Source organism: Arthrobacter sp. 05T420 (assembly GCF_056396305.1).
Genome location: NZ_JBFTLG010000004.1, coordinates 178365 through 194699 on the forward strand (window position 1 = coordinate 178365; position 16335 = coordinate 194699).

Genomic DNA, 16335 nt, shown 5'->3' on the forward strand with positions numbered 1-16335 from the left:
CAGCGGGCAGGCGTGAAGCTGCCCGTGCCCGGCGCTGCGCTCTACGAGTGGGTGGGTTCCTCGACCAGGGCGGTGGCGATGCTGTCGGCATCGTCAAGCGCGGCAAGGTAGCGTTCGGCGTCGAGGGCCGCGGCGCAGCCGGTGCCGGCGGCAGTGATGGCCTGCCGGTAGCGGTGGTCCACGGCGTCCCCGCAGGCGAAGACGCCGGAAAGGTTTGTGACCGTTGTGGGGGAGTCCACTTTGATGTAGCCGTCGGCGTCGAGGTCCACCTGGCCGCCGAGCAGTTCGGTCCGAGGTAGATGGCCGATCGCGACGAAGATGCCGGTGGCGCCGTGGTGACGGGTTTCACCGGTTCGGGTGTCGGTCAGGGTGACACCGGTGACCTTGGAGTCGCCGTGGATGGCGGTGACTGCGGAGTGCCACGCGAAGCTGATCTTGGGGTTGTCCTTGGCGCGCTGGGCCATGATGCGGGAGGCGCGGAGCTCGCCCTTGCGGACCACCACCGTGACGGTCTTCCCAAAGCGCGTCAGGAAGGTGGCTTCCTCCATGGCCGAGTCGCCGCCGCCTACCACGATGATGTCCTGGTCCCGGAAGAAAAAGCCGTCGCAGGTGGCGCACCAGGACAGTCCGTGGCCGCTAAACTTCTTCTCCTCCGGCAGGCCGAGTTCCTTGTAGGCGGAACCCGTGGCGAGGATGACGGCGGGCGCCACATGCGCCTCGCCGGCTCCGGTGACCACGCGCTTGAGATGGCCGGCGAGGCGTACTTCGGTGACGTCGTCGAACACCACCTGGGCACCGAACTTCTCGGCCTGTTGCTGGAGTCCGTCCATCAATTCCGGGCCCTGAATGCCGCCCGGGAAGCCGGGGAAGTTCTCCACCTCGGTGGTGTTCATGAGGGCGCCGCCGGCGGTGACGGCCCCGGCGATGACCAGCGGCTCGAGGCCGGCGCGGGCGGCGTAGATTGCCGCGGTGTAGCCGGCAGGGCCGGATCCGATGATGATGAGCTGTTGGGTGCCAGCGGCTTCGATGGCTGGCTCGACTGGGTTGTGGGGCATTGGATTACGCCATCCCTCCGGGAGAGCATGTGGCGTTCATACTTGCACACGGTCCCAGTGCCGTCCATCACCCGTTTCGGGTGACCCGCAGGCCTTCGCGAGGTGGCGCGGCGGCGCGGTGCGGTGAAGGGAGCGGCTAGGGGGAGCGGCTATGCGGAGACCAGCGTCTGCGTCAGAATCGTGCCGCCGACCCCGACCAGGACCGCGCCAGAACTCCCGACGACGATCCGGCTGGTTCGGGGCTTGGCGAGAAAACCTGTCACCTTTTTGAGAGCGCTGAGCACCAGAACGTACCAGGCCAACGCGATCAGTAGAAAAATGCCTGCCATCAAGGAGTGCTGGGCGAGGGGCGGCAACGGGGCAACAGTGAATTGCGGGAACAGAGACAAGTAGAAGACGGCGACTTTCGGGTTGAGCAGGTTGCTCACTACTCCCTGCACGAAAGGCGAACTCCCGCCGGGTTGGCGTCCAGAGCCGGGTGCCGCGGGCAGGCTGTCTTTTATGGGATCTCTGGCGAACGCCTCTGCGAGCGCCCGGGCACCAAGGTAGAGCAGATACGCGGCCCCGGCGATCCGGATTATGGTCCCAACAACCTCCGATGTCCCCAGCAGCGCCGTGACACCGAGCACGGCCAGCGCGGCAAGAATAGTGTTGCCCACCATGATTCCGGCGACGGCCGTTGCTGCGGCCCGAGGGCCGCGGGCCGCATTCCTGAGGACGAGCGCAAAGTCCGGGCCGGGTACCAGGACCACGACGAGGCAGGTCAGCACAAAGGCCGTTAGCTGTTCGACCATCTTGGTTTACCTCCGGGGATCGGGCTCTTGGTGGGACGTGAAAAACTGCCTTGGATTTGAGCCAGGGCAGTCTTCTAGGTTAGGCCATCCCAGGTGTGGCCAGCGTTCCCTGGGCTTCGGAATCATGGGGGCTGAAACCTCACCCGCCGGGAATGATTCGGACTTGGTAAGTGGCCGCTAGCGTGGCAACAACATCGCATTACGGTGAGCAATGGCGAGATATGTTCCAGCAGCGCCGTGCTCCTGCGTGCGCCTGCCCAGAGGAGGCGGCATGTCCGGCTGTGAAACGACCAGGGACGCGGCTCGCCGCGGGGACGGCCAACCATGAACTCTCCCAACGACGGCGACGCGCAGACGGTGCCGTTCAACCAAAGACTCGCTCTGCTGCTGGCGATGGCGATGTTCGTCCTCGTCGTGGATACGTCAATCATGAACGTCTCGATCTCCGCCGTGGTGAACGACATCGGCGCGACCGTCAGCGGACTCCAGTCGACAATCGCCCTTGAGGCGCTGGTCTCCGCCGCCTTCATCCTGATCGGCGGCAAGATCGGCGACCTGATCGGGCGCAAGCGCGCCTACGTCATCGGGCTTTGTTGCTACGCCGTCGGCGCCGTGGCGATGACCCTGGCCCAGAGTCTGCTCCCGATCATCATCTGCTGGGCCCTGATCGGCGGCCTTGGCGCCTCGCTGCTCCTTCCCGCCATGCAGTCCCTTATCCACGGAAATTTCGAGGGAGATGCCCAGCACCGGGTCTACGCCCTGGTCGGCGCCTCGGCCGCGATCGCTGCCGCCGTCGGGCCTCTGCTCGGCGGCTTCCTCACCACTTTCTTGTCTTGGCGCGTCGCCTTCCTGCTTGAGGCCCTCATCATCGCGGTCGTCCTATCCGGCATCAGGCTCGTCAAGGACGTGCCCTACACCGGGCCCCGGGAGCTGGATCTCTTCGGATCATTCCTGTCCATTGTGGGCATGGGCGGCGTCGTGCTCGGCATCTTGGTCTGGCAGGAAGGCGGCGAGGCTGTGGGCGCACTCCTGGCCGTTGGTGCCGTCGGGCTGGGCGGCCTGGTCTACTGGCTCGTTCAGCGCAAACGCCGGGACAAGCCGACACTGCTGGACCCAGACCTATTCCAAACCAAAACGTTCCGCTTTGGTGCAACGGGACAAATGCTCCAGCAGATCGCTCTGGGCGGCACCATGATCGTGCTGCCCATCTACCTTCAGATGGTGCTCGGATACAACGCGATGCAGTCAGGGCTGTCGATCGCCCCGCTCTCGCTGACCATGTTCGCGGTCGCGATGCTCGCCGGGAAGAGGTCCGGGAGGCGGCGCCCGGCCGGCCTCATACGGTTTGGGTTCCTGTTCCTGATTGTGGGTTTGGTGGTGCTGGTCCCGATCGTCCCGCGCGCGGACTCCGGCTGGTGGCTCCTGATCCCGCTGATCATCGCAGGATCTGGCCTGGGGCTGCTGGTATCCCAGCTCAACAACTACACCTTGTCCCCGATTTCGGACGAGCGGGTCAGTGAGGCCGCCAGCGTGAACTCGGCCGCGGGATCGTTCGGGTTATCGTTCGGGCTCGCGTTCGCCGGCGGCATCATGCTGGCATCGTTGTCGACCATCTTCATCGGCTTGTCGAATGCCAGCACGGTCCTCCCGCCCGACGATAAGCAGCAGGTCGCGACGGTACTGGAAGACGACGCCCAGGTGATGAGCGACGCGCAACTCCAGGAACAGATCGCCGGCCAGCCGGAGGACATCCAGAACGAAATCATCCGCATCAACACGGAGGCACGGCCCCTGGCCCTTCAGATCGCACTGTTCGTCCCGATCCTTGCCGGCCTCGCCGGGCTCGGCACCTCCTTCCGCATGATGCGGATCCCTGACCCCAAGCCGGCCGGCACCGGCGAGGGGAGCATCCTGGGCTGAGCCTTGTGCCGACGGCGGCCCAGACCCGATCTGCGCAGCATTTCCGCTCAAGGTTGCAGGAGGCTGTAGCCGACGAAGAAGGGCCCGATCGCTTGGGCGAGCGTTGCCGCTATCCTGCGTCCGTGGCGCTGCAGCCAGAATGGGTACACCACTCTCATGTGGTCGGTAAGGTCACCCGGGGCGGGTGAGGCGCTGCGGCTCACCGGAGGCACAGGATGGAACTGCGGCGGTCCGTCGGATTGCCTTGTACCCACTGAGAAACGGAGGTCATCAGTATGGCTGAGACACTGGATGAACTAGGGCCGGTGGACTGGCTCGTCGTAGAGTTCCCCGGGCCCGACTTCGGCAAGGGCCAGATCGCCCCGTTCCTGGAGGACCTGGTCAAGCGTGATCTCATCAGGGTGCTCGACATGGTGTTCCTGAGGAAAACCGACGATGGCACGCTCGAGACGGCCGAAATCTCCGACCTCGACCCGAGCGAGCTCGGCGAGGTGCGCACGGCCGAGGCCGACCTTGCCATGGTGCTCTCTGAGCAGGACGTCATTGACCTGGCCGAGACGATCGAGCCAGGCCACTCCGCTGCGGTGCTCGTCTGGGAAAACCTGTGGGCAGCTCCGTTCGGCTCGGCCGTCCGCAAGGCCGGCGGCCAGCTCGTGGCCAGCGGCCGGATCCCGACCCAGGCCGTCATCGCCGCCTTCGAAGCCGACGCCGAAGAAGCAAAGGAAGGAGCCTGACATGCCACTGGCAGCACGACGCAGGCGAAGGACCGCCGCCGCCGTCGGCGGGGCCGTTGTCGTCGCCCACGGGATAAACCGTCGCGGGGACCGCCGTGACGACCGCCGTGACGACCGGCGGGACGACCGCGGCGACCGGCGGGACGACCGCCGCGACTGACACCACAGAGCCGGCTCCCGGCACCCACGTGTGCGCATGACCCTTCTGGGGTCATGCGCACACCACAGTACGGAGCCGGCCGGGCACACGACCGCACCCTCCGAGAGCTATCCGCCCAGGCAAGCCGGCCGCGTCTTCGCGCACATCCGCACCTCTACCGGCCCGGCAGTCCAGCAAACGAACTGCCGCCCGATCCACGGCGCCACCGGCTTAGGCCTAATCTCCAATCTGCGCGGCATTCCCGCTCAGAGTTGCAGGAGGCTGTAGCCAACGATGAAGAGCCCGATCGCCAGCGTGACGATCGCCGCTATCCTGCGCCCGTGGCGCTGCAGCCAGTTGTAGAGAGTAGTCAAGGGTGCTTGGGCGCGCTCCGGTGAGTGTAGCCACACTGCGACGGGAATGACGACGGCGGATTGGGCCACGGCGGCGTAGGCGAGGACCAGCAGGCTCCCTTCCAGCGGCGGCGGTTCCTGGACGCTGATCACGGCGCCTGCCGTGACGGCCAGCAGGATTGCCTTGGGACGCAGGTTCAAGCCCAGGCCCAGGGCGACGAATTCCCACGGCCGGGCGGAGCGGAACCTCGACGTCATTTTGCCAAGCATGGCGTTGTCCCGCTGGCCCTTGCTCACGAAGAGGTACACGGAGTACGCAATCAGAATTGCTCCGATCACAATGGCAATCTGGGCCAGCAGTTCGTCCTTGCGAAAAAGCGGCGGCCGGCCGGGAAGGAATTGCAGCCCGACCGCCGACAGGCCCACCACCATGATCGAACCCGCCAAGCTGCCGATCAGGAAGGGCAGGGCGCCGCGGCGCGGATTTGGGGAGAGCAGAATCACTATCGTCACACTGACAGGCACGGTGCTCATCGCACCGGCGAGGCCGAAGAGCACCAGGCTGGTGATGGTGCTCAGCATGCGTCTCTCACCGGCCCCGCGCAGCACCCTGACGGCGCTTCATGGCTTCGGCGCACTGCCGGTGTCCGGGCGGCCCTGCCGCGGTCTGCCGCGGCGGGCCCGGATCGCCTCGTCCTCTTGTTTGAGCAGCATTGCCACATCCGTCTGGTCGCCTGTCAATGGCCGCCACCACGCGATCCTAGGATCGGAATCGAGCAGGATGGCGCGAACGAAGAGTGTCAGTGGGACTGCGAGGATGGCGCCAACAGGGCCCAGGACCACGGCCCAGAAGAGGACGGAGACAAAGGTCAGAGTCTCGCTGAGCGACACAGCGTTGCCCACGTACTTCGGTTGAATGATGGACTGGATGACGCCGTTGATCCCGCCATAGATGACGATGATGGCCACTACAGTCGGCCAACCACCGGTGAGGAATCCAAAGAACAGCGGGGGGACGATCGCGATGAAGTACCCGATGTTGGGGATAAAGCTGCAGATGAACGAGAGCAACCCCCACAGCAGGGCACCGGGGACTTGGAGGATGACCAGGACCAGCCAGTTGAACACGCCTTGGGCGAGCCCGAGGACCGTAGTGGCGACCATATAGCGGCGCACGCCGGTTCCGAAGACGTCAAGCGCGGCGACCAGTGCCGGTCGGTGGTAGTTCAGATGAGTCAGAATCACCGGTACGCGCGAGCCATCCAGTGCCATGAGGATGAGCATTGTCAAAATGATCACCAGGCTGGCCACCAGGCTCGCAAGGTTGCCCAGGAGGCCGCCGAGGAACCCGATGATACGGCTCGGAGTAAACCCATTCAGGACTTCCTGGGCTTGTTCAGGGCCAAAGCCCACAGACTCCAGCGCACTGGCAATTGTGGCGCCGAGCTGCTGCACTTGGGGGGCATATTGCGGTAGCAGCGCGGAGAACTGTGCCAGTGAGGCAATGAGGACCGTGGCGAAGGCGGTCAGCAACCCGAAGACGGCCGCGATGGTGGTCCCCGTGGCTATGCCCCGGGATATCCCTCGTCCTTGCATCCAGCGGCGCACGGGATGAACGCACAAGGTGAGCACGAACGCGAAGAACACCGGTGTGACAATTCCTCGCATCGCACCAAGGCCGAAAGCGACTACGGCCGCGCCGGCCAGGGCGAGCAGGATGGTTACGCTGCGGGGGAGGGCCGGACGTGGATCGGATTCCGATGATGCCGGCTCCATTGGGCCCTCCTTGGTTCAACCTGGTTCCAGAGCTTTAGAGGCGAGGAGACGTGCTGAGTAGTGAGTCCATTGCGGCACGCTCCCCGATTATTAGGGTTCCCCAATCTGAATCAGACGACTACTTTGCTCTTGATCCGGTCGAACTCCTCCGGAGAGATGGTTCCAGCGTCCATGAGCACTTTGGCCTTGGCGATCTCCTCAGTCGGGCTCGCTGCGGCTACTTGGCGTATATACGCATCGGTTTCGGCCTGGCTCTTGCGGGCCTGGGCCATTGACCGCTCCGCCATCCCCTTGCCGCGCGCAATCATGTACGCCAGCACGGACAGAAGGGGTACAAAGACCAGGAAGATGATCCAGACGACCTTCCACCAGCCGCTGAGCTCGTGGTCACGAAAGAGGTCTCCGATCACCATGAACAACGCCCAAAGGAAGGCGAAGAACGCATAGAAGATAAACAGCCACCAGAAAATTTCCCAAAAATTCTCGAAGAAATTCATTTTTGGCTTCCCTACTTTCATTTGGCGAACGTTGTTTGTGGACGGGGCTCTGCGCGGGGGGATTAGTTCACATGTCCAGGTTCCGGGTGGCCGATCTAGCACTCCACGTCATTCGAGAGGTCGCTGAGTGCGGCCTGCACGTTCGCGGCCTCGTCCCGCAGGGAGTTGACTGCTTGGCTCAGTGTCGCGGTGTCGGGGACGGCGCTGACCGCGGCAGCAAACTTCTGTTGGGCAGACTTGACGGCATCCACCCGCTTTTTGGCCGCGTCACCGGCGGCATTAAGGAGATCGTCATAGGCTTTCCTGACCTGATCCCGGGCCGACTGAGTCTGCTCCACTGTGACACCCGGCTTGAGCGTGTCCTTAAAATTCGTCAGCGATGCGGAGAACGCATCCGCGGCAGCGCAAACCGGAGAGACGCTCTTAGTCTGGCTGGTCGCGGGGCTGGTGCTTGGGCTTGTGGTGCTGCAGCCGGCGAGTAACGCGATGGCTGCCCCCAGCGCCATCATCCGCGCCAGGACTGGTTGTGGTCTCGACATTGCAAAGCCCCTCTCTCCGTAGGCTTGCGCTCCTCATGGGCTGACGCCTGGCGGCCCAATCACTGGCAGGTACCACCAGTGTTGGCTTCGGACAACGCAGGCGCGTCACCCGCCGCGGGTGATCCTGCGGGCGGCGCCCGGACCCTCCCACAGCTGGCGGAATCACCCCCGGGTGATGATGTGCGGGCACGGAACGCGTGGTGGACTTCTATCCAAAAGTGGAGGAGGACGCCATGTGCCGTTGGCTCGCGTATTCAGGTTCGCCCGTGAAACTTGATGATCTTTTGTACAAACCTGTCCACTCGCTCGTCATGCAGAGCAAACATGCCCGTATGGGAGTCGAGACGACCAACGGCGATGGCTTCGGTGTTGGCTGGTATGGATCGGAGCCGACTCCCGGGGTGTTCCGCAGCACCGAGCCGGCCTGGCACGACCGCAATCTCCGCGAATTATCCGCGCTGGCATCGGCCGGCCGCGTTTTCGCACACATCCGCGCCACGACCGGATCGGCGATCCAACAGACAAACTGCCATCCGTTCCGGCACGGCCGCTGGCTGTGGATGCATAACGGGCTCATCACGGATTTCCCGACGGTCAAGCGCGACTTGGCCTTCGCCGTCGAGCCGTCGCTGTTTCCGTTAATTGAGGGAGCGACGGACTCAGAACTGTTCTTCTACGTCGCGCTCACCTTCGGCCTGGAGCAGGACCCGCGTGCTGCGGTCGCCTCCGCGGTTGGACTGATTGAAGACGTCGGAAAGCGCCACGGCATCCAATACCCCATCCAGATGACTGTGGCAACCACGGACGGCGAGAGCACGTGGGCATTCCGCTACTCGAGTGAAGGCATGTCGCGGACGCTGTTCCACAGTGCCGACATCTCCACGCTTCGCGCCCAGTACCCGGACAACTCCATGCTCCAAGAGCTCTCCTCCGACGCGCGCGTGGTGGTCTCCGAGCCGCTGGGGGACCTGCGGGGGGCGTGGAGGGAAATACCGGAATCGACGTGCCTCGTGGTGCACGGAGGCGGGGAAGAACTGTTCCCGTTCTCACCGACAGCTCCTTAAGCTGTAATGCCGCCGGCCGCATCCTGCCCGGCCGGCCCGCCGAAAAACAGGACACTGTGAAAGCGCAGGGCGCTCCTGATCTGGCGTCAGCCTCTCAGCAGGCGCGAGCCCTCAGGGGGAATGCGTGCCCTCAAGGGAGACGGAGTGTGGGATTCGGCTCGTCCGGGGGGCCACCCGCGCTGGCAGGCTTTGCTGGGGCGGCCTCCGGGGAACCAGCCGCACTGGCCGGCTCTTGGGGAGTCCCTGTTGCGGACCCCGCCGTGGGCCGTGGGGCGGGCCCCATGGCGGGCACGGCGACAGGTTCGGTGACGGGTTCGGAGACGGCTGGCTCGACGCCTGGGCCTGAAGCAACGGCGGGGCGGCACAGCAGTTCTATCAGGAGAATGGCCAGCACGGCCAGGACCGCCGTCCAGATGGCGACGGCCGCCGTCGGATCCTGCCAGAAGATCAGTACCAGCACGGCGATACCGACAACTACGGCTTCCAATATCCGCCGGTAGCGGGCCAACCAGAGTTGCCACGGTTGGGCTTGGCCTGCTCCGACCTTCCCGGTGATGTAGTCTCCCGCACTCGCCAGGCCGTGCCGGACAAACTCCGCCGGACGCGAGTGCCCGCCCAAAAACGCGGCCAGGGCGATGATGAGTCCCACCACGAAGACGAGGCGCAGACTGGTGCGCAGCGGCACCAGGAATGTCTCGACGAGGTTTTGAGCCGCCGCCGGGGTGACAGAACCCGGCGGAATCGAGTTGAGGAGGACAGCGCGCCCGATGACAAGTGCCAGGGCCAGTAACGCCATGGCTATGGCCACGGCCAAACCGACACCGCTGGTGGTGCTCCGTTTCCGGCCACGTGGAGCCACAGCGATTGCGCCTACGGCGGTAATCACCGTCAGCCACGCCAATATCGGGGCGGTCGCATCCAGCGTTCTGATGGCGTTCGTGGCCCGGACCAGCTCGGGCGACTGGAACAGGGTGATCTGCCTGTCAATGTCCGGGATCCTGGCGGCGATGCCGACCCCCTGGGCGACGAGGGCGGTCTTGACCCGGGCAACGATTTCCTTGGTTGAGATTGTCACCGTACCGCTTTGATCGATACTGACGGCGCCGCCCGTGCTACCGGTCGCGAGATTCACGATGCCTTGGTGCGCCACCCGGTTGACCTGGATCCAAAGATCCTGGAACTGCGGTGTGGTCACGAAGTTGGACACGGTGGAATGGATGAGGTTCTTGGTCTGCTCCGCAATCACTGGTGCGAGCCCGGTGATCACCGCGGCCACGCGCGGCGCCGTCTTACTGATTTCGTTGAGCGCATCCCGGGTGACGGCCTCGAAGTCCACGGAGTCGGTGATCTGTTGGGTGACCTTGTCCGCGATCTCGGCCTGGATCGCGGGGTCCGACGCCAGGGGCGCCACCATTGCCACGTATCGATCGGTGTCCAGGATTTCACTGCGCAAATACATGGCAGGCACGGCGGCGAAGGCCAGCACGGCCGTCAGAACCACCAGCACGATAGCCACTATCCGGCGAGCCAGCCCCTGGTGGCGTGGTCCGGAGGGCCTCGGTGGGGCCTGTGTGGCCTGCCTTGCGTCGTCCCGCTCGCGCTGCAACCGGGCAACTTCTGCCCGTAGCCGCAGTATTTCTTCCTGTTCGGTGCTGCCGGAGCTCGGGGGCTGTTCTTGGAGAGACATGGGGTACCGCCTAGGTAGCAACTCGTCGACCCGGCCCGATGTACCGCGATTGGGCACTCATGACAATTTTCATTGTCCACGCGGGTCGTTCGTGCAACCCCACCCACACCGGGTGATCTAACCCTGCGGACAAGGGCCCGCAGCGCCTATGACGGCGCTGCGGATCGAGACCCGCAGTGTCGACTGGCCCACGGCATTGCCGTCCGGCCTAGAGTTCTGGTTGTCCGCCGCTTCATTTCCCGCCGAGCTGCTTCCAATGGGCCTGCATCATCCGTTTCGGGTGATAGCGAGGGCGGCCTAACTTCACAGGCCCAGACGCCGGCCCGCCGCGAAAAAGGCCACCTTGGCGACTAATAGGAGGGCCCCCAAATCAGCAATCATTTGGACCGAAACGACCGACCGCGCCAGCTGACTCACCGGTGTAATGTCGCCGAACCCGACGGTGGCAAAGGTGGACGTAGTGAAGTAAAGGGCGTCTGTTTTGGTGAGCGGATGGCTAAACGACGCCGGGTCTGTCAACGACAGAGACATGTAAAGCAACGAGAAAAGACACAGAAACATGAGCACGGCCTCGACTACGGTCACGGCCGCCCGGAGCTGGGGGATGTGCGCTGCAAGAATCATCCGCAATTGCAGGGACAGCGCGGCGAGAAAGACTAAGACGATAGCAGCCAGACGGATCCATGCGGCGGCCGGATTGGCCTCGTTGAATCCCCCTACCGGAATAACGTAGTAGAGGCTGAGGATTAGCACCGTAAATGCGGCCAGCCGTATTCCCGCCCAAATAAGGACCTGCCTCCGGCTGGCTTTGTCGAGGTCATGGAGGAAAATCGGGTCCGGCTGGCTTCCGGGCTGCGTCGCCATGCCTGATGATACCCCCGGCCCCGCAATTCACGCCGCGCCGTAGATGGGGAGTACCGGCCGCCATTTGGCCGCACCACGCGGAGGTGCACAAGGGGTCTTTGCGCCCTGTTTGGGCCCTTTTGAGTCGGCCTAGCATGTGGTACGTGGGAGAAATGCCAAATGTCGGATGGCTGCCTGGTCCTCAGTTCAAGATCCGGCCACCCTTGCGCGGCCTTGGAGCGTTGGAGCGTCCGCGTCTGGAACACGCCTTGTCCGCGTCCGCCGATTCGCACCGCCTGACGCTCGTCGCGGCGCCGGCTGGCTACGGCAAGTCCACGTTCTTAGGAGACTGGGTCCGCAACTGCGATCTGCCGTGCGCCTGGCTGTCCCTCGATCGGTTCGATACCGAACCGGCCCGGCTGTTTCACGGGGTTGTCGGGGCAATCCAGCGTGCGGCCAGCACGTTGCCCCTGCCGGGCAGCGATGCACTGCTGGCCCTTGACCAGGGCCTTGCCCATGACCGGGCCGCCTCCTACGACCTTTTGCTCCGGGCCCTCGAGGAGTTAACGGAGCCGATTGTCCTGGTAATTGACGACGTCCATTTGGCCGGGCCGGGGCTGGCGAACGGAATCGTGGGGGTGCTCGCCGCGTCGGCACCCCCATCATTGCGGCTGGTCCTCTCAGGACGGGGCCATACGTCCATCCAGCTGGAACGGTTCCGGTACGGCGAGGGCCTTGGTGAACTGCGGGCCCCCGAGCTTGCCTTCACGCAGGAGGAAGTCGCACAGTTTGCCTGGTCACTTGGACAGGACGCGGCCTTCGACGCCGGATCCCTCTGGACGATGACTGCCGGCTGGCCGGTCGCCGTGCACGCGAGCATCGTCTCGCTGGCGCAGTCCGGCAACGCGCCGGTCACGACGGCGCCGGGCGCCACGGCTAAGCACGTACCACTGGCCGACTACGTCGCGGAAGAGATCCTCGACCAGCTCGAACCGTCGCTGGCGGAGTTCATCTTGCGAGCCACTACCTGCGACTGGCTTGGCCGCCGACTCGCCGTCGAACTCTACGGCCGGCCCCACGGCGGCGTGCTGCTTGAGGAATGCCTACGCAACGGCCTGTTCATCGAGGAGCACGATTACCGCGGCGGTGAATCGATGTACCGCTGGCATTCCCTCTTCGCGGCGCAGTGCCGGCGAATCCTCGAGCGGCGCGACCCCGTCCTTGCCGAGCGCCTTCACCGCGTGGCGGCGCGGTACTACCAGGACGCCGACGTCGTCGAGTGCGCAACCCAGGCGCTGCAAGGGCGCGCTCCACGCCAGGCCGTGATGTCGCTGGGAGCGCACTGGCTCGACTTCGTTCTCGGCAATGACGCCCAGAGTCTCGAAAGGCTGTGCCGGGACCTCCCCACGCCGTGGAATGAGGACCCCGAGATATTGATGATCAGATCCGTCTGCCGTGAACTTGCCGGCGACGGCACCGCGGCATCCGAGCTCACCGATCGGGCGCTATCGCGGACCTTTGTCCTGGACGCGCTTCGCCGCCGGAGGCTTGAGGGTTGCCGGGCCCACTTCGAACGGACGCCTGGCATCGGCCGGACGGATCACCACCCCGCCCCGGCTGAGGCCGGCCGGCCGGGCAGGGACGTTTCGGCAGACGGCCACTCCGCCGCCAGTTCGTCAGGACTCTTCTTACTCGCCCAGGCGGAGTTTCGGCTGCACCGCACCGGCGAACTGGCCGCTGCCCTGCTCCAGGCGGCCGGCGGGACCGGCGACCCGGAGGAGTTGGAATCGATTGAAATCTGCGCCCAGGCCGATCTGGCGTTGGCTTTTGCCGGAGCCGGTGATCTGGTGCACGCTTCAGAGCATGCCACGCGGGCGGTGGAACGGGGAGACACGCTCGGCTGGAGTTCGCAGGAGCGGATGGCTCCGGCCTGGCTGGCACGCGGAATGGCGTGCTACTGGAATGACAACCTGGCAGCTGCGCAAACCTACCTGGCGAAGGCCCAGAAATTGGGCAGTGACCTCTTCCCGTCCGGGCCGCTGAGTGTCATTTATCGGGTTCTGACTGACTGTGCCACTGGCGATCCAGAGCGGCTTGCCGAATCCAGCTCGGTGCTGGAGTCCTTCCACGCACGTGGGCTGTACAGCGTGTCATGGAATGCCTTGCACACGATTGCCGTGGCGAAGGTCGCTGAAGCCCAGGGCGACTTGGACGGTGCGTTGGCGGTCGCGCAACCCCTGGGCGCCGGCGGGCACGGGGCACTGGTGGATACGCTGCTGGCGGAGCTGCTGCGTCGCGGAGGGGAGATCACCGCTGCCCAACGCTGCACGGAGTCACTGGCTCATCGTCGCGGCAACCCGTATGTCGACACCTGCGCGAGCCTGACTGAGGCGCTTGTGGCGCACGGAACCGGAGACACCGCCGCGGCGCATGAACGGATTGAACATGCGGTCCACCGGGCCGAGCCAGGGTCCGTCCTGCGCCCCTTTGCGGAGCGGAGGGAGGAACTCGCAGAATTACTCGCGCAGCACGCTGTCTGGGGCACCGCCCACGAATCCTTCATCGCAGCCCTCATGGCACGTGACAGCCAGGGCGACGCGCGGCTTCGGACACAGTCCTACTGGAGCCTGACGGAGCGTGAACGCGAAGTCCTGGCCTACATGCGTTCCATCATGACCGCGGCTGAAATCGCGGAGGCGCTGTACATTTCGGTCAACACGGTCAAGACGCACGAACGGTCCATCTACCGGAAACTCGGGGCCGGGAGCCGGCGCGATGCCCTCAAAACGGCAGCCAAACGCGGCATCGTCTAACCCCACGGACGGACGCGTCCGGGGCCAGGAAGTTCACCCGAACCGGGTGAGGCCAAGGGTGGGTCAGGGATCGACACTGGTGGTAGCCGTCAGTGATTTCCGGCTCCCGGCGGACGGTCCCCTTAGGAAAGATTCTCCAGTGATGAGAACAGATCAAGAGCAAGGTAGTCCGCTGAGGGCCGGAGGCCTCTAGGCACCCCATGGCCGTGGTGAAAGTCTGGAATCATGACAAATTCGGATCCTTTTGTGATTGTGGTCGGGTTTGACGGCTCCAAGCAGTCGCGCGGCGCCCTCGACTGGGCCGTCGACGAGGCCCGGTACCGCGACGCCGAGCTGCGGATAGTCACTGTTTGGAGCAAGGCGCCCATGGCGTGGTACCCCGCGCTGCTGGAAACCGCCGCAGGGGAAGTCGTGGCGGAAGCGTCTCCGGAGCAGCAAGCGGAGGCCCTTTGCGCTGAAGCGGCGAAGGTTGCGGAGGGCGTGAACGTGGTGACGCGGACCGTCCACAGCGACTCAGCGGCATCGGCAATTCTGGACGCCGCTCGGGAAGCCCATCTGGTGGTGGTCGGCTCCCGAGGCCACGGCGGTTTCGCGGGCCTGCACATCGGATCGGTCTCTGCCCAGGTGGCCGGCCACTCGCCGTGCCCGGTCTTGGTGGTCCGTCCGATACTGTCCTGAGTCTCCGGCTGTCAGCCTGCGGACTTTCGGCAGCGGTGACCACTAAATGCCAGCGCAGGCCGGGAGCGCTATCATCGGCCCATGACTGTCCTGGACTGGCTGCTGAATTCGGATCCGTCCCTGCGGTGGCAGGTGCTGCGTGATCTAGCCGGCGCCCCGCCGGAGGCGGTTGCCGCCGAGCGCGCACGGGTCGCAACCGAGGGGTGGGGTGCCCGCTTGCTCGCATTGAGGGACGACGACGGCCAATGGGCGCACGGCGCGTACTTCCCCGCCGACGTCGCCATCGCCGACGTCGAACGTCCCGCAAGCGACAGCGGGGATGACTCCGGCGGTGACGAAGGCTGGGACCGCGGGCCCCAGCCGTGGACTGCTACGACGTACAGCCTGCTCCTGCTGCGTGACTTCGGGATCGATCCGCGCAGTGAACCGATGCGCCGGACAGTGGATTTGGTCCGGGACAACTGCCGCTGGGAGGAAGGCGGTCAGCCGTATTTCGGCGGCGAGGTGGAGCCGTGCATCAACGGCATGACGGTGGCGCTCGGCGCCTACTTTGATCAGGACGTTGACGGAGTCGCCTCCCGGCTTATCAGCGAGCAACTGGACGACGGCGGCTGGAATTGCTGGGCGGAGTCCGGCGCCGTAGTGTCTTCGGCCGCCACAACGATCAACGTGCTCGAGGGCCTGCTGGCCCATGAACGGGCTACCGGGGGCTCAGAGCAGTCCGCGGACGCGCGGCGGCGAGGGGAGGAGTATCTGCTGGAGCGAGGGCTGTTCCGACGCAAGAGCACAGGCGAGGTCATCGACCAGGCCTGGCTCAAGTTCTCCTTTCCGGCCCGCTGGCACTACGACGTGCTCCGCGCCCTGGAGTACTTCCGTTCGGCAGGAGAACCGCCGGACCCGCGCGTGGCCGAAGCCATGGAGCTGCTGCGGACCAAGCGGCAACCCGACGGGACCTGGCTGCTCGAAAACACGCACCCCGGGAAAGTCCATTTCCCGCTTGAGGATGGCGATGGCCAGCCCAGCCGGTGGAACACTCTTCGGGCGCTGCGTGTCTTGGACTGGTACGAGGGCGGGTCCACTGTGTGAATGAGCCGGCGCGAATTGGGCCGAGTGAATTACGGTTTTAGGGCAGGACCTTGTAGAGGCCGATGACCGTCTCTTCGGGCTGAGCCGTGAAGCCGCCCTCGATTCCCTGTTGCATCCGGGGCATCAGGATCGTGTCCCGGAACTTCTCCCAGCTCTCCTTCGAGTCATGGACCGCCAAGATGGTCCAACCGCCTTCTGACGGCCCGGCGGCGTGGAAGATTTGACCCTCCGGCAGGAGCCCCTCGCCTGGATGGACCGCCGCCAGCGACGCCTCGTACTGCTCCTTGGTGCCTCCCCGGAAAAAGTGCACGATTCCGTAGGGCGTGGTATCCATGGCTACTCCTAGGCTGGGGTGGG

The 16335-nt window shown here is 65.0% G+C and carries 16 protein-coding genes; 7 read left to right on the top strand and 9 right to left on the bottom strand.

The genetic code is table 11. From position 1 onward, the window contains the following. Window positions 1-41: 41 nt before the first annotated feature. Entirely contained in the window at window positions 42-1055 is a 1014-nt protein-coding gene (trxB, locus tag AC1DEM_RS06000; RefSeq protein WP_476883596.1) for a thioredoxin-disulfide reductase, read from the bottom strand. Between the two features lie 149 nt (window positions 1056-1204). Next, window positions 1205-1849, bottom strand: a complete 645-nt coding sequence (locus tag AC1DEM_RS06005; protein WP_476883597.1) for a LysE family translocator — start codon at window positions 1847-1849, stop codon at window positions 1205-1207. A gap of 324 nt (window positions 1850-2173) precedes the next feature. Between AC1DEM_RS06005 and AC1DEM_RS06010 the strand changes: the two genes are divergently transcribed. The 3 genes from AC1DEM_RS06010 (at window position 2174) to AC1DEM_RS06020 (ending at window position 4663) form a co-directional block, all read left to right on the top strand. Then, a complete protein-coding gene (locus tag AC1DEM_RS06010; RefSeq protein ID WP_476883598.1) occupies window positions 2174-3769 on the top strand; it encodes an MFS transporter in 1596 nt (531 codons plus the stop codon). Window positions 3770-4044: 275 nt separating this feature from the next. Then, complete coding sequence (locus AC1DEM_RS06015; RefSeq protein ID WP_476883599.1) at window positions 4045-4503, top strand: DUF6325 family protein; 459 nt, start codon at window positions 4045-4047, stop codon at window positions 4501-4503. A 1-nt stretch (window position 4504) separates the two neighbouring features. After that, window positions 4505-4663: a hypothetical protein gene (locus AC1DEM_RS06020; RefSeq protein ID WP_476883600.1), complete on the top strand. Its 159-nt coding sequence runs from the start codon at window positions 4505-4507 to the stop codon at window positions 4661-4663. Between the two features lie 245 nt (window positions 4664-4908). On the opposite strand, the gene AC1DEM_RS06025 is transcribed toward AC1DEM_RS06020, so the two are convergent. The 4 genes from AC1DEM_RS06025 to AC1DEM_RS06040 all read right to left on the bottom strand — a co-directional run bounded on the left by AC1DEM_RS06025 (window position 4909) and on the right by AC1DEM_RS06040 (window position 7807). Continuing rightward, window positions 4909-5577 (bottom strand): GAP family protein, encoded by a 669-nt coding sequence (locus tag AC1DEM_RS06025; protein WP_476883601.1) that lies wholly within the window; start codon window positions 5575-5577, stop codon window positions 4909-4911. Between the two features lie 39 nt (window positions 5578-5616). Continuing rightward, entirely contained in the window at window positions 5617-6771 is a 1155-nt protein-coding gene (locus tag AC1DEM_RS06030) for an AI-2E family transporter (RefSeq protein WP_476883602.1), read from the bottom strand. Between the two features lie 110 nt (window positions 6772-6881). Then, the gene (locus tag AC1DEM_RS06035; protein WP_476883603.1) at window positions 6882-7268 is read right to left on the bottom strand and encodes a PLDc N-terminal domain-containing protein; all 387 of its coding nucleotides are present in this window, start codon (window positions 7266-7268) and stop codon (window positions 6882-6884) included. A gap of 95 nt (window positions 7269-7363) precedes the next feature. Further along, window positions 7364-7807 carry a hypothetical protein gene (locus AC1DEM_RS06040; RefSeq protein ID WP_476883604.1) on the bottom strand — a complete coding sequence of 148 codons (444 nt, stop codon included), beginning with the start codon at window positions 7805-7807 and terminating at the stop codon, window positions 7364-7366. A 233-nt stretch (window positions 7808-8040) separates the two neighbouring features. Between AC1DEM_RS06040 and AC1DEM_RS06045 the strand changes: the two genes are divergently transcribed. Next, window positions 8041-8871, top strand: coding sequence for a class II glutamine amidotransferase (locus AC1DEM_RS06045; RefSeq protein ID WP_476883659.1), 831 nt, complete (start codon window positions 8041-8043; stop codon window positions 8869-8871). Between the two features lie 130 nt (window positions 8872-9001). Here AC1DEM_RS06045 and AC1DEM_RS06050 read toward each other — a convergent pair whose 3' ends face one another. Then, window positions 9002-10558, bottom strand: coding sequence for a hypothetical protein (locus AC1DEM_RS06050; RefSeq protein ID WP_476883605.1), 1557 nt, complete (start codon window positions 10556-10558; stop codon window positions 9002-9004). Window positions 10559-10861: 303 nt separating this feature from the next. Further along, on the bottom strand, window positions 10862-11422 hold the full coding sequence (locus AC1DEM_RS06055) for an ion channel (protein ID WP_476883606.1): 561 nt from the start codon (window positions 11420-11422) through the stop codon (window positions 10862-10864). A gap of 248 nt (window positions 11423-11670) precedes the next feature. Between AC1DEM_RS06055 and AC1DEM_RS06060 the strand changes: the two genes are divergently transcribed. The 3 genes from AC1DEM_RS06060 (at window position 11671) to AC1DEM_RS06070 (ending at window position 15978) form a co-directional block, all read left to right on the top strand. Then, entirely contained in the window at window positions 11671-14214 is a 2544-nt protein-coding gene (locus AC1DEM_RS06060; protein ID WP_476883607.1) for a helix-turn-helix transcriptional regulator, read from the top strand. 225 nt (window positions 14215-14439) lie between these two features. After that, window positions 14440-14892: a universal stress protein gene (locus tag AC1DEM_RS06065; protein ID WP_476883608.1), complete on the top strand. Its 453-nt coding sequence runs from the start codon at window positions 14440-14442 to the stop codon at window positions 14890-14892. A gap of 81 nt (window positions 14893-14973) precedes the next feature. After that, entirely contained in the window at window positions 14974-15978 is a 1005-nt protein-coding gene (locus AC1DEM_RS06070; protein WP_476883609.1) for a hypothetical protein, read from the top strand. Between the two features lie 37 nt (window positions 15979-16015). Here AC1DEM_RS06070 and AC1DEM_RS06075 read toward each other — a convergent pair whose 3' ends face one another. Next, window positions 16016-16312 carry a hypothetical protein gene (locus tag AC1DEM_RS06075; protein WP_476883610.1) on the bottom strand — a complete coding sequence of 99 codons (297 nt, stop codon included), beginning with the start codon at window positions 16310-16312 and terminating at the stop codon, window positions 16016-16018. Window positions 16313-16335 lie beyond the last annotated feature (23 nt).